Origin of the sequence: Acinetobacter sp. WU_MDCI_Abxd143, from assembly GCF_025514195.1 — a bacterium.
Classification (GTDB): Bacteria; Pseudomonadota; Gammaproteobacteria; order Pseudomonadales; family Moraxellaceae; genus Acinetobacter; species Acinetobacter pittii_H.
Map to the genome: position 1 here is coordinate 21,556 of NZ_JAHPTH010000005.1, position 12,797 is coordinate 34,352.

General features: G+C 41.2%; 16 protein-coding genes. 6 read left to right on the top strand and 10 right to left on the bottom strand.

Features of this window, described 5'->3' with window-relative positions:
- Positions 1-46 precede the first annotated feature (46 nt).
- Both KTI79_RS11280 and dnaJ read left to right on the top strand, forming a co-directional pair.
- The gene (locus tag KTI79_RS11280; RefSeq protein ID WP_005804326.1) at positions 47-424 is read left to right on the top strand and encodes a membrane protein; all 378 of its coding nucleotides are present in this window, start codon (positions 47-49) and stop codon (positions 422-424) included.
- A gap of 103 nt (positions 425-527) precedes the next feature.
- Complete coding sequence (gene dnaJ, locus KTI79_RS11285; RefSeq protein ID WP_086376001.1) at positions 528-1,640, top strand: molecular chaperone DnaJ; 1,113 nt, start codon at positions 528-530, stop codon at positions 1,638-1,640.
- Positions 1,641-1,755: 115 nt separating this feature from the next.
- Here the strand turns inward: dnaJ and KTI79_RS11290 are convergent, their stop codons facing one another.
- Complete coding sequence (locus KTI79_RS11290; RefSeq protein WP_199964046.1) at positions 1,756-2,109, bottom strand: hypothetical protein; 354 nt, start codon at positions 2,107-2,109, stop codon at positions 1,756-1,758.
- Positions 2,110-2,293: 184 nt separating this feature from the next.
- Between KTI79_RS11290 and dapB the strand changes: the two genes are divergently transcribed.
- Positions 2,294-3,115 (top strand): 4-hydroxy-tetrahydrodipicolinate reductase, encoded by an 822-nt coding sequence (dapB, locus tag KTI79_RS11295; protein ID WP_086376003.1) that lies wholly within the window; start codon positions 2,294-2,296, stop codon positions 3,113-3,115.
- A 50-nt stretch (positions 3,116-3,165) separates the two neighbouring features.
- The gene (locus tag KTI79_RS11300; protein WP_033849210.1) at positions 3,166-3,819 is read left to right on the top strand and encodes an START domain-containing protein; all 654 of its coding nucleotides are present in this window, start codon (positions 3,166-3,168) and stop codon (positions 3,817-3,819) included.
- Between the two features lie 41 nt (positions 3,820-3,860).
- Here the strand turns inward: KTI79_RS11300 and KTI79_RS11305 are convergent, their stop codons facing one another.
- Together KTI79_RS11305 and dkgB are read right to left on the bottom strand one after the other, a co-directional pair.
- Positions 3,861-5,051, bottom strand: coding sequence for an MFS transporter (locus KTI79_RS11305; protein WP_005066574.1), 1,191 nt, complete (start codon positions 5,049-5,051; stop codon positions 3,861-3,863).
- Between the two features lie 4 nt (positions 5,052-5,055).
- Positions 5,056-5,859 carry a 2,5-didehydrogluconate reductase DkgB gene (gene dkgB, locus KTI79_RS11310; RefSeq protein WP_017481886.1) on the bottom strand — a complete coding sequence of 268 codons (804 nt, stop codon included), beginning with the start codon at positions 5,857-5,859 and terminating at the stop codon, positions 5,056-5,058.
- 120 nt (positions 5,860-5,979) lie between these two features.
- Between dkgB and KTI79_RS11315 the strand changes: the two genes are divergently transcribed.
- Complete coding sequence (locus tag KTI79_RS11315; protein ID WP_057069173.1) at positions 5,980-6,882, top strand: LysR family transcriptional regulator; 903 nt, start codon at positions 5,980-5,982, stop codon at positions 6,880-6,882.
- Here the strand turns inward: KTI79_RS11315 and KTI79_RS11320 are convergent.
- Entirely contained in the window at positions 6,866-7,240 is a 375-nt protein-coding gene (locus KTI79_RS11320; protein WP_086265730.1) for a hypothetical protein, read from the bottom strand. The two genes, KTI79_RS11315 and KTI79_RS11320, sit on opposite strands and share 17 nt — an antisense overlap.
- A gap of 90 nt (positions 7,241-7,330) precedes the next feature.
- Between KTI79_RS11320 and KTI79_RS11330 the strand changes: the two genes are divergently transcribed.
- Positions 7,331-8,755, top strand: coding sequence for a PLP-dependent aminotransferase family protein (locus tag KTI79_RS11330; RefSeq protein ID WP_086376004.1), 1,425 nt, complete (start codon positions 7,331-7,333; stop codon positions 8,753-8,755).
- 2 nt (positions 8,756-8,757) lie between these two features.
- On the opposite strand, the gene KTI79_RS11335 is transcribed toward KTI79_RS11330, so the two are convergent.
- The 6 genes from KTI79_RS11335 to KTI79_RS11360 all read right to left on the bottom strand — a co-directional run bounded on the left by KTI79_RS11335 (position 8,758) and on the right by KTI79_RS11360 (position 12,794).
- Positions 8,758-9,786, bottom strand: a complete 1,029-nt coding sequence (locus KTI79_RS11335; RefSeq protein ID WP_086376005.1) for an NAD(P)-dependent alcohol dehydrogenase — start codon at positions 9,784-9,786, stop codon at positions 8,758-8,760.
- A 38-nt stretch (positions 9,787-9,824) separates the two neighbouring features.
- The gene (locus KTI79_RS11340; protein WP_005066585.1) at positions 9,825-10,385 is read right to left on the bottom strand and encodes a DNA-3-methyladenine glycosylase I; all 561 of its coding nucleotides are present in this window, start codon (positions 10,383-10,385) and stop codon (positions 9,825-9,827) included.
- Between the two features lie 30 nt (positions 10,386-10,415).
- On the bottom strand, positions 10,416-10,661 hold the full coding sequence (locus KTI79_RS11345) for a hypothetical protein (RefSeq protein ID WP_001287364.1): 246 nt from the start codon (positions 10,659-10,661) through the stop codon (positions 10,416-10,418).
- A 9-nt stretch (positions 10,662-10,670) separates the two neighbouring features.
- Entirely contained in the window at positions 10,671-11,207 is a 537-nt protein-coding gene (locus KTI79_RS11350; protein ID WP_086376006.1) for a M23 family metallopeptidase, read from the bottom strand.
- 47 nt (positions 11,208-11,254) lie between these two features.
- The gene (gene mutY / locus KTI79_RS11355) at positions 11,255-12,289 is read right to left on the bottom strand and encodes an A/G-specific adenine glycosylase (RefSeq protein WP_086376007.1); all 1,035 of its coding nucleotides are present in this window, start codon (positions 12,287-12,289) and stop codon (positions 11,255-11,257) included.
- 142 nt (positions 12,290-12,431) lie between these two features.
- The gene (locus tag KTI79_RS11360) at positions 12,432-12,794 is read right to left on the bottom strand and encodes an HIT family protein (RefSeq protein ID WP_014207996.1); all 363 of its coding nucleotides are present in this window, start codon (positions 12,792-12,794) and stop codon (positions 12,432-12,434) included.
- Positions 12,795-12,797 lie beyond the last annotated feature (3 nt).

The window sequence follows — 12,797 nt, forward strand, 5'->3', positions numbered from 1 at the left end:
CTGCATAAAAAATAGGCAAAATGCAGTGAATTGAGGTGAAATACAGATGGGGCAAGACCATATCGAACAGCATCGCCGTTATATAGTAATTTCTTATGCGTTCATGTTTCTTGCATTGTTTACGGTTATTTTTGCGGCCTTTGCTTATTTGGTCGCTCGTAAAGTGGCAGTTGTAGATAATGCAGAAGTTTGGATTCATGCGCATGCGCTATGGATTATGCGCAACGGAATTCTATTTCTATTTATGGCAATTTTTGCTGTTGTCTGGTTCATTCCGCTCTTCTTCTTTGCATGGGATAGTAATCTTTGGGTCACAGCCTCTACGGTTGCTGGCGTAGTTTTTAGCGCTATTGCGTGGTTATTTCTATTAAATGCATGGTTAAAAGGCTTGTCTAAATATTTAAAAAATAAGGCAGTTTTTTAATATATCTATTTTTTAAACATTTCCCCCTTGTAAATTCGGCTAAAGCCCCCCATTTAGTCGGCAATAGAGTATTGATAAAATTCCGTGAGGAGCACCGCCAAAAATGGCTAAACGTGATTATTATGAGGTTTTAGGCATTTCAAAAACCGCAAGTGATGATGAGATCAAAAAAGCCTACCGTAAATTGGCGATGAAATATCATCCTGATAGAAACCCTGACAATGCCGAAGCTGAAGAGAAATTTAAAGAAGCTGCTGAAGCTTATGAAGTTTTATCGGACAGCGAAAAGCGTAGCATGTACGATCGCATGGGTCATAATGCGTTCGAAGGTGGCTTTGGCGGGGGCGGTGGTGGCTTCGGCGGATTTAGTGCAGAAGATATTTTTAGCCAGTTCGGTGATATCTTCGGTGGCGCATTCGGTGGTGGTGGACGTCAACAGCGTCAACGTCGCGGATCAGATTTACGCTATGTAATGGAACTTACCCTTGAAGAAGCTGTAAAAGGGGTGAAAAAAACTATTACCTTTACTGCTCCTGCACCATGTGATGTGTGTGATGGTAAAGGCTCTAAAAATCCAAAAGATGTTGAAACCTGTAAAACTTGTCATGGTTCAGGACAAGTTCGTATGCAGCAAGGCTTCTTCTCTGTACAACAAACATGTGGTACGTGTCGTGGCCAAGGTAAAATTATTAAAAACCCTTGTCAGGCATGTCATGGTTCAGGTGTTGCCGATCGCCAACAAACGTTGGAAGTTACAATTCCAGCGGGTGTAGATAATGGTGACCGCGTTCGTTTGAGTGGTAAAGGCGAAGCAATTCGTGATGGCCAATCAGGTGACTTGTACGTTGAAGTTGTCGTTCGTGAACACGAAATTTTCCAACGTGATGGTGCCGATCTTTATATGGATGTACCAGTAAGCATTGCTGATGCTGCGCTTGGTAAAGAAATTGAAATTCCAACTTTGGAAGGCCGTGTTAGCCTTAAAATTCCTGAAGGAACTCAAACAGGTAAATTATTCCGTTTACGTGGTAAAGGCGTTCGTCCAGTACGTAGCAGCATGGTCGGTGATTTACTTTGCCGTATTGTGGTAGAAACACCAGTCAACTTAAATTCTCGCCAACGTGAATTACTTAAAGAGTTGCAAGCTTCTTTTGATGGCGAAGACAGCGCTTCTTCACCGAAGAAAAAATCATTCTTTGATCGTTTATTTGATTAATACTTGATTAGACAAGAACTTAAAAAGAAGGCGGATATTTTATAAATATCCGCCTTTTTATTGCGCTGATGTATCTTATTATTTTTATTCTGCTTAAAAGAAAAATTATGTCTGTTTACTCTGTAGGGTGAGCAACATCAATATCATTAACACTTACAGTCGGTTCGCTAGAAGCAAGAGTCGGAGCATTTTCGATCACTGTTGCGGCTACTGCTTGTGACTGTACAGCTACTTTCGGTGCTTCTGCAGTAGTTTCGCCAATAATCGGGTCAATATCTTCAACTTTAACGTCAGCATTGGCATTGCTTGTTTGAGCTGTAGGCGTTGATGTTTGGGTATTTACGTTTGTTGTAATACGCGCTTTAGATAAACTTTCTAATGTGTCTCCTGGCTGGATTGCAGGCTCTGCAAATGCCACTGAACTCATAATCCCCATCATCACTGTGAAGCTAATAATTCTCGAATGCATGCTGAACTCCTTTATAGTCATCTTTTTCTCATTCGTGGCTTCGTAGTGTGCCGATCAATTCTTTAACTTTTGTGAAAACAGATTAAATTTCAGTTCATCTCAAAAAATAATTTTTACTTTTTAAGATGAGCAAAGAGTTTTGATATAGTAGGTAAATTACGTAAAACCGAAGATTGGGAAGATTATGTCAGCAGCTCCACGCATTGGTATTTTAGGTGCAGGCGGTCGTATGGGCCGTACGCTTATTCAAGCAGTTCAACAGGCAGGCTATCAATTAGCTGCTGCGGTAGAGCGTCCGGAAAGTAGTTTGGTGGGCACGGATGCAGGTGAGCTTGCTGGTATTGGTTCAGTGGGTGTGAAGGTTTCAGGAAACTTAGCAGAAGTTCTTAAAGACTGTGATGTAATCATTGATTTTACTGCACCAGTTGCAACTGCTCAGCATTTAAAGCTTTGTCGTGAAGCTGGGGTTGCCATGGTTATTGGTACAACAGGTATGTCAGATGAGCAAAAAGCTGAGTTAGACGAAGTTGCCACCCAGATACCTGTGGTTTACGCTGCGAACTATTCAGTAGGTGTAAATGTATCAATCAAGTTACTTGAGCTTGCAGCAAAAGTATTTGGCGATACAGTAGATATTGAAGTGATTGAAGCTCACCACCGTCATAAAGTAGATGCGCCGTCAGGTACAGCATTAATGATGGGCGAAGCAATTGCAGATACTTTAGGTCGTAACTTAAAAGAAGTTGCTGTGTATGGACGTGAAGGGCATACAGGCCCACGTGACCGTCAAACCATTGGTTTTGAAACTATTCGTGGTGGTGACATCGTTGGCGAACACACAGTGATGTTTATTGGTGAAGGTGAGCGCGTTGAAGTGACTCATAAAGCGACTAACCGTATGAACTTTGCTGCTGGTGCAGTACGAGCTGCTGCATGGGTTGTGGGTCGTGAAGCGCGTAAATATGACATGAAAGATGTTTTAGGATTGAACGACGTACAGGTATAAAACCCTGTACGTATTACATGTGTAGCGAGAAAAACAAGATAGAGCAGAACATGAATAAAAAACAAATTGCCTTGACCACTCTTCTTTGCTTAAGCAGTCTCTGGACGGGGGCTGCTTCTACTGAAAAAGCTAAACTCAGCTTAGACCGTAATAATATTAAAGTTTGGACCTATCAAAAAACTGATAATCCAGTCTTTCAATATAAAGCAGAAACCACATTTGATGTGCCACTTGAACGCGCTGTTGCTGTGATTTTAGATGTAAATCGTGCTGACCAGTGGGTGCCTTATATGGGCAAAGTTGAAATGTTGTCTCAAGATGAGAAAAAAGGTGAGTTCACACTGTATATGGTGTTGGATTTTCCGTTTCCTTTGAAAGATCGTGATGTCGTTGTAAAAGGAAAAATGAGCAAGGCCGCAAATGGTGTTGTGACAATTAAAAATACCGCAATTAGTGGAAATTATCCGATACAACCTGATGTGGTGCGCTTAACACGCTATGAAGGGGATTGGACATTCCAGAAACTTGGAAATAATAAGGTGAAAGTAACCACCAGTGGTTATGCTGATCCTGCTGGTGCAATTCCGTTGAGCTTTGTAAATATGTTTGTTCAACAGCAGCCTTACCAGATGTTGCTTAAAATGAAGCGGGAAGTGACTAGTCCGATTTATGAACACCCTAAATTACCAGATATTTTAAAATAAATAGCTTAAAAAAAAGCGCCTGAGATCAGGCGCTTTTTTTATTAATCTGAACACTGCTGTAAAGCTTGTGCAGGGCTACTTTCGCGTTTGATTTGAAATAAAACCAATAACAAACCTAAGCCAGCTAGTAATGCTCCAGCAAATGATACTGCGCTATAACCCCAACCTAAATCGAGTACTAACGCGCCTGCTGCTGCTCCAACTGCGTTACCTAAGTTAAACGCACCGATATTCACTGAAGAGGCAAGTCCCGGTGCTTCATGAGCAACTGACATTACACGCATTTGCAAAGGTGGTACTAAAGCAAAGGTTGCTGCACCCCAGATCACTAATGCAATGGCTGCTCCAATCTGGCTTTGTGCAAGAATTGGGAAAGTCACCATCATCACAATTAACAGAACCAAGAAACCAATCAAAGTTTTATTAATCGACAAATCTGCAAAACGTCCGCCTAAATGGTTACCAATTGAGAAACCGACACCAATCAATACCAACATAAACGTAATGAACGTCGGTGAAGCATGGGTAAACTCAGTCAAACTTGGCGCAATATAGGTATAGAGCGTAAACATTGCACCTGCACCGAGTACGGTAGTGAGTAGCGCAAGAACTACAGGAGTACGCGTTAATACCTTCAATTCAGCTTTCACATTTGGTTTTTGGGCAACCATCCCTTGTGGGAGTGCTTTCCATAAAGCGAGCATGGTAATCACACCAAGCAAGGAAATCGCAAGGAAAGACATACGCCAGCCAATGTTTTGGCCAACCCAAGTTGCCAACGGTACACCACCAATATTGGCAATAGTTAAGCCCATAAACATGGTGGCTACAGCACTGGCCTGTTTATGTGCGGGAACAATGCTTGCCGCTACAACAGAGCCAATCCCGAAGAAGGCACCGTGGTTTAAGCTTGTGATAAGACGTGCACCTAATAAGCTCATATAACTTGGTGAAAACGCTGCGATTAGGTTACCTACCGTAAAGATCGCCATCAGTAAAATAAGCGCATTACGTCGTGCAAAACCACCAAACCATAGGGTCATGAATGGGGCACCTAGCATTACACCAAGTGCATAACCTGTAATTAACATTCCGGCTGTTGGAATTGAAATACCTAAATCGTTAGCGATGTTCGGAAGTAACCCCATTGGAGAAAATTCCGTGGTGCCAATGGCAAAGGCACCTATTGCCAATGCCAATAACGAGAACGCCGTATTTGATTGAGTGTTCATGAGTTTAGTCCCAAACTGGTGCCCATGGCTCTGGGCTAACTTCACGACTGTTACGATCAAGTTCGGCAATCATTTGCATTTCAGCTGAAGTTAACTCGATATCCTGTGCTTTTAAGTTGCTAATCAGGTTTTCACGTTTAGTCGAAGATGGAATGACTGCAAAACCACGTTGCAATGCCCACGCTAGTGCAATTTGTGCTGTTGTTGCTTTATGCGCTGCTGCAATTTCAGCGAGAACTGGGTCTTGAAGCACTTTGCCGTATGCAAGAGTCATATATGAAGTCACATCAATATTCTTCTCTTGTAAGAAATTCACAAGCTTATGGTTTTGAAGATAAGGACTTAGCTCAATCTGGTTGGTTGCAATATGCTCTACACCAATTGTGTCAATTGCTTGTTGGGTAAGCGCAATATTGAAGTTTGAAATACCAATTTGTTTGGTAAGACCTTGTTGTTTCGCTTCAAGTAGAAGCTGCATAACTTCAGGAATAGAAACGCCTAAGTCCGGTGCTGGCCAATGAATTAAAGTGAGGTCAACATGGTCAGTACGAAGCTTTTGTAAGCTCTCTTTTAAGCTCGGAATAAACTTATCTTGAGCAAAATTATCTACCCAGATTTTTGTGGTTAAAAATAAGTCCTGACGTGATACACCGCTTTCGGCAATTGCTTGACCAATCGCAGCTTCATTATCATAAATTTGAGCAGTATCAATGACACGGTAACCTACGTCTAAAGCAGTTTTAACAGAATCAATAACTGCTTGTTCTTTAAGACGGAAAGTTCCTAGACCAAAACGTGGAATATTCATGTGTTTACCTAAATTTGAATAATCATTTAACTTGATGTGCATTTTGCTGTTTTTATTGTTGCGAAAAAATAGATGAATAAGCAAAATATCTTTGATCATTAGTCAATAATGGAATAAGACATGAAATCAACAATTGAAGAGCTAGTTGCCTTTATTGCAATCGTTGATACGGGTTCTTTTGTTGCAGCGGCAGAACATTTAAAACAAACGCCTTCGGGGGTCAGTCGATCGTTAACACGCTTGGAAGCGAAGTTAGATGTGACCTTATTGGAGCGCACCACACGTAAATTAAAACTCACACAAGAAGGGCAGCAGTTTCTTGTAAAGGCCCGTAAAATCTTAAATGAGCTGAACGCTGCCGAAGAAGAACTGCAAAAGTCTGATCAGGGCACTGCAGGGCTCATTCGCATTGATTCAGCAACGCCGTTTGTCTTACACGTAATTGCGCCATTAATGCATAAGTTTCGTGAGTGCTATCCAAATATTGAAATTGAGTTAAATAGTAATGATCAGGTGATTGACCTGCTGCAACATAAAACTGATGTCGCATTTCGGTTTGGGGAGCTCAATGATTCAAGTCTTCATGCCAAACTGGTGTGTAAAAGTCGCTTATTTATCGTTGCAAGCCCTGAGTATCTAGCAATTAAGGGTACACCGACACAACCTGAACAGCTTGAACAACATGATTTGATTGGTTTTACCAGACCTACATATATCAATAGTTGGCCGATTAAAGTTGGTGATGAATATTTTTTTGCGCAATCAAAAATTAAAGCATCGAGTGGGGAAACGGTACGTCAGCTGACGATTAGAGGACATGGTATTGCACGACTATCTGAATTTGAAATTTGGAAAGATATTGAAGAAGGGCGATTGATAGCCTTATTTGAAGACCAAATTGAACATCAATATCAAAGCATCCATGCTGTGTATTATCAACAAGAGCATTTACCAAAAAGAATTCGTTTATTTATTGAGTTTTTGGCAGAACAGTTAAAAGACGGTTTTAAAAACGCTCTCTAAAAGTAGTGTAACTGTCAGTTGGGAAATGAACTTCTAAAAGTGGAGTCGTTTGTCCTTCTGATGAATGTTGAGACAGAAAATAGCTTTTTTGATGTTCTCGGCAGCTAAAATATAAAGTCGAATAAACCGAGTTCACCATTACAACTTCATTTGAGCTATTCCGTTTATATTGATAATGAGAAATCGCATTGGTCTCGTCATCAGTGCGTTGCTCCATTTTATAGTCTTGTTGATTTGTCATTTTTAAATAACCTTCTATGAGGCTTTGGCAAACAGTATGTCTGTACTGCTCATCTTTTGGTTGTTGTTGGCAACCAGCTAAAACAATAGTAAATAACAATATAGCTTTTAATTTCATGAGTTTGCTACTTTCTGAGTTGATTTCTATAGCCTAAAGGTGTTCTATAAACCAGTACAGATACAGAAATTTTTAAAAAAGCAGCACAGAATGACTTTCCAATATCAGGTTCTTGCCAATCAATTAGCACATCGTATTTATCAAGATGAGCTTAAACCTCACCAGAAACTTATTTCTTTACGAGATTTTGCTCGTCAGCACAGCATTAGTTTAAGTACAGCAAAAAGTTGTTATGAGTTACTTGAGGCGAGGGGGCTTATTTATGTAAAGCCGAAGTCAGGTTATTTTGTGGTTGCCCGTGCACAAGCTGGCCCCATTCCTGAAAGTCCAGATTTCTTATCTTTACCTCGACAAGTTTCAAATCTGGAATTGCATAATCAAATTCAGGAAGCTGCCTTACAAAGCCATCTTGTACCATTAGGCTCTATTCAGTTGACGCCTCATTTTATTCCTGTGGAAGGTTTACGTCGTTCTATTCAACGGGCTTTAAAAAATTGTCAGCCTCAAGACTTTCTTTATTGTAATAAACAAGGGCATGAGCAATTAAGAAAAGCGTTATCTGATCATTGGCGTGAAGATGGGATTTTTATCGCGGCAGAAGATATTTTTATTACCAATGGCTGCATGCCTGCTTTGTCTTTGGTGATTCAACATCTAACAGAAGTAGGCGATAGTATTTTAATTCCGACGCCTACTTTTAATGGACAGCTACAGCTTATAGCAAGTTTAAAACGGCAGATTATTGAAATTCCAGCGCATCATCGTGGTATCGATCTTGGGCGCTTAGAATCATTTATGAAGCAAGGTTTGGCTAAAGTTTGCTTAATGACAGCCAACTATCAGAATCCATTAGGATACTGTTTAAGTAATACAGAAAAACAAAAAATTGCCGAATTAGCAGCAAAGTATCAGTGCTTTATTATCGAAGATGATATTTATGGAGAGTGTGGTTACAGCGGTGAGCGACCATTACCTATACGCTATTGGGACCGTGAAGGCTATGTGATTTGGTGTGGATCGGTTTCTAAGTCGTTATCGAGTGCGTATCGCGTAGGATGGTTCTGTTTAACAACAAAGTTAGAACATTTAAGGCTTGAGCTGTTAGCCAGTAATATTGGGGTCAATACACCGCTACAATTAGGTCTAGCTGATTTTATTTATAGCCGTGGTTATAGGGAGCATTTAGAGCAGTTAAGACCGAATTTGATGCGGCAAGTCGAGGAGTATCGTAGTTGTATTTTAAATGCATTTGAAGGTATTCCAATGGCACTGAGTCAACCAGAAGGTGGTTATGCTTTATGGATGCAGTTACCTAAAACTGTAGATAGTTTGGCGCTCTATTACACTGCAAAATCTCACGGAATTACTGTAGTTCCCGGTCATGTTTTTGGTGAGGATGAACGCTATCGGCATTTTATTCGTTTAAATGCAGGTCATGAGCTAACAGCAGATGTCCGCCAAGCAATTAAAGACTTAGCGGACTGGTCACGGCAACAGATTAAAACAGCGAGTTAGTCTTATTCTGCAAAGTCTGCTTTAAGCACAATGCGGTAGCGTGCCTGCCCTGAGTGTAGACGCTCAATTGCTTCATTGAGCTGTGACATTGGAAATAGCTCAATTTGAGGCGCAATTTTTTTACGTGCAGCAAACTTTAAAAGCTGACGTAGTGCAGCAGGTGAGCCCGTAGGTGAACCAGTCACTGACTTAGCACCACCAATAAGAGAGCCAACTGAAACAGGAACAGGCTCAAGCGTAAGGCCTAAGAAATGTAAGGTTCCGTTTGGAGCCAGTGTTGCAATAAAAGCAGACCAATTTAGAGTCACATTCACGGTACTCAGCAATAAATCGAATTTACCTTTTTGAGCTTTTACTGCCGCTGTATCGCGACTATTTACCACATGGTCGGCTCCCATTGCTTTGAGTTCTTCCGTTTTATCTGGGTTAGAACTAAAAGCAGTGATTTCACAGCCCCATGCTTTAAGTAGCTTAATGGCTATATGGCCTAAACCACCAATGCCAATTACACCGACATGATGCGTTGCCTGAATTTTGTGTTTGAGTAGCGGGTCAAAAACGGTAATTCCGCCGCAAAGTAAAGGGCCTGCACTTTCAGCGTCTAAATCGTCAGGGAGGGGAATAGCCCACTGCCAACCTGCGCGAACCTTATCGGCAAAGCCACCCGCATGTCCTACGATTGTTGCAACATTTCCACCTGTACACAGTACTTGCTGACCACCAATACATTCATCACAGGCTTGGCAACTTTCAGCTGTCCAACCAATACCGACACGCTGTCCAATTTGTAGACCTTTGGCTTCTGAGCCCAAAGCAACAATTCGTCCAATAATTTCATGACCTGCAACCACAGGATACACGGTTGAACGCCATTCATTGTTTAAAACAGAAATATCAGAATGACATAAACCACAATATTCAACTTTTACCTCAACCTGATGCGGTTGTAATTCACCTGCGTCAAATTGATAGGGAACTAGTTTTTCACCTGCCTGCATTGCAGCATAAGCTTGAATCGTATTATTGCTCATCGGAAACTCCTTAAGCGGCTTTGAACCGTTCTGGTGGGTTATGAAGCTTTAAATTGACAATCGTTTTCATGATCATCGACCATGCCTACTGCCTGCATAAAAGCATAGCAGGTGGTTGGTCCAACAAATTTGAAACCATTCTTTTTAAGAGTTTTGGAAAGTTTTACGCTCAGTTCGGTTTGAGCAGGGGCCTTACGATAATCTACAACATCATTGTTTTGTGGCGCTGCATCTACAAACTGCCAAAGCCATGTAGGAACATCACCGACTTGTGCTTTGAGCGCTTGCCAAGCAATTGCATTATCGCGAATAGCTTTGAGTTTCCCCAAGTGACGAATTAAGCCTGCATCAGATAATTTTAGTTCTAGAAAATCATCTGTAAATGAAGCAATGTCTGCAATCGGATGATTAAAAAAGTGTTGACGGTAGCTTTCTCTTTTCTTTAGTACGGTAATCCATGAGAGGCCGGCTTGCTGACCTTCGAGACAAAGCATTTCAAATAATCGTGCCTCGTCGTGTTCGGGTTTACCCCATTCCTCATCATGGTAGGCAATATAGAGTGGATCGTCGGAACACCATCCGCAACGTTGAGTTTTCATGATAATGCTCCTTATATTTATCTTAGAATTTTAAAGTTTAAATAAGACCCATTCATTTGGGCGAGTATCCCAATAATACAGTTCTGCTTGTGTTAAGTCTTCAAACTTCAGCCAAAAGTCTTTGCCGACTTTGTCTGAAAAACCAGTACTGATTAGTAGGGCATCATCGCTGATTTCCATGATCCAGCCTTGATAGCTATTGCCATTTAAAATGATCTTTTGCTGGTTACCAGACTCGGCAAACTCTACTAAGCGATTGATCAGCGCTTCCGACATAAAATGTTCCTAGCGTAAATATGAATAAGGATTAACAGCACCACGACCTTTACCATCTAGATAAAGACCATAATGAAGATGAGGTGAAGTATAACGTGCATTGCCCGTATTGCCGACATAACCAATGAGGTCGCCCTTTTTGACATAGTCGCCTACATTTAAGCCACGTTTGTGACCATCAAGATGGGCATAATAATGCCATGTTCCTGCTGGGCCTAAAATCCAGATCACTTTGCCACCTAGATTATTATTACGAAGATCTGCAACGAGTCCTTCGGTTGCACTGTACACTTTGGTTCCACGTGGAGCCAAAATATCAATTCCTTCGTGACTACGGCCCTGACTCCGAGCAGCTCCCCAAGTGTCTTTTAATTCATCGCGGTCAATACCTTTTACAGGCACAGGCAGTCGATTTGGAAGCTGCATACTTTTGAGTTTGATGACTTGAGCGGGTGGAAGTTGGGCAGGTTTTTTAGGTGCACTGGCACAGGCCGCCAAAAGAATAATTAGAAAACCAAGTGAGAAATGAGAAACAAAACGTCGCACAAAATACTCCCTGTCACAGCCATATCAAAATTATTTTACTCACTATGTCATGAACGGCTTGTCGAGATCAATTTTTTCATCGCGGTTGGAACACCTTTGGCAATGGCTTGTTCCGGACTCAACCATTGGCCTTCAAGTTCAATTGCCAGATGTTCTTTTTGATCAGGTTCCACGTGGAACATATGAGCATTAAGTAACCATGTAAAATGAGTGAAGCTATGACTGATCTGAAAAGTTTGTGCTTGAGGTTGTAGTTTAAATTGTTGACTTAAGCTCAGTCGTTCATGTTCATTTTCTAAAATAGGTAAACAGAATAAACCGCCCCATAGACCATGAGCTTGGCGTTGTTGCCAGAACCATTCACCTTCGCACTGAATAATAAGAACATCTGCTGTTTTAACAGGCGGTGTTTTTTTCGGTTTTTTAAAAGGTAATTCTTGTTCTAACCCTTGCTGATAAGCCTGACAATGAGCTTGCATTGGACAATATAAACAAAGCGGTTTTTTAGGCGTACAAATGGTTGCGCCGAGATCCATAATCGCTTGAGTGTAGTCATGGTTGCGATGTGTAGGGCAAAGCTCTTCAGCCAGTTTCCACATTTCACGTTCGTGCTGTGGTTTGCTTAAATCATCTTCAATGGCAAAGAAACGGGATAAGACGCGTTTCACGTTGCCATCCATGATGACGCCATACTGGCGTAAACCTAAAGACATGAGCGCGCCTGCGGTAGAGCGACCAATGCCAGGTAACGCAATCCATTCTTCTAGCGTTTCAGGAAATTTACCTTGCTGAGTGACAAGACCAGCCGCTTTATGCAAATTGCGGGCACGAGCGTAATAACCTAGGCCAGCCCAATAAGGTGCTACTTCATCCCAAGTTGCATGACCTAAAGCTTCTACCGTCGGAAAGCGCTCCATAAAGCGATCAAAATATTGCAAGACCGTTTTCACCTGAGTTTGCTGTAGCATAATTTCAGAAACCCAAACTTTGTACGGATCATCGGCAACTTGCCAAGGCAAATCGTGACGACCATGTTGGTCGAACCAATTTAAGAGGGCATCAGAAAAAGAAAATTCAGGCATGAACAGCTATAGAAGAAAAGTAAGGGGTAAATTATAGCTGAAATTTAGATGAAATTTTGTTTAAAGCAGGCAAACAAAAAGAGTGTATTAAAACAGAGACTACTTCAAAGCGCGTAATCTCTGTTTCAATCAGATAAAAGGATTAATCCTTTTGTACACCCCAACGTTGATCAAGTTTCAACGGTTGGTTTTTATAGTAAGGAATGACATGAATGTGGAAATGATCTGAAGTTTTTCCAAAAACTTCACCATCATTAAAACCAATGTGAAAGCCATCTGGTTGATGACGAAGCTGTGTCTCATGACGGGCAATTTCAAGAAGTGTAAGCAAGCCTTGATGTTCTTTAGACGTAATGTCAAAAAAAGAACTAACATGGCGCAGTGGTGTTACTACACAATGGCCTTTAGATAACGGATTAGAATCAGGCAAAATTACGGCAAATTCATTCTTATCAATGATGTCATATTCATCAAATTCGCAATACGGACATTTCTTGTCAGTCATTGT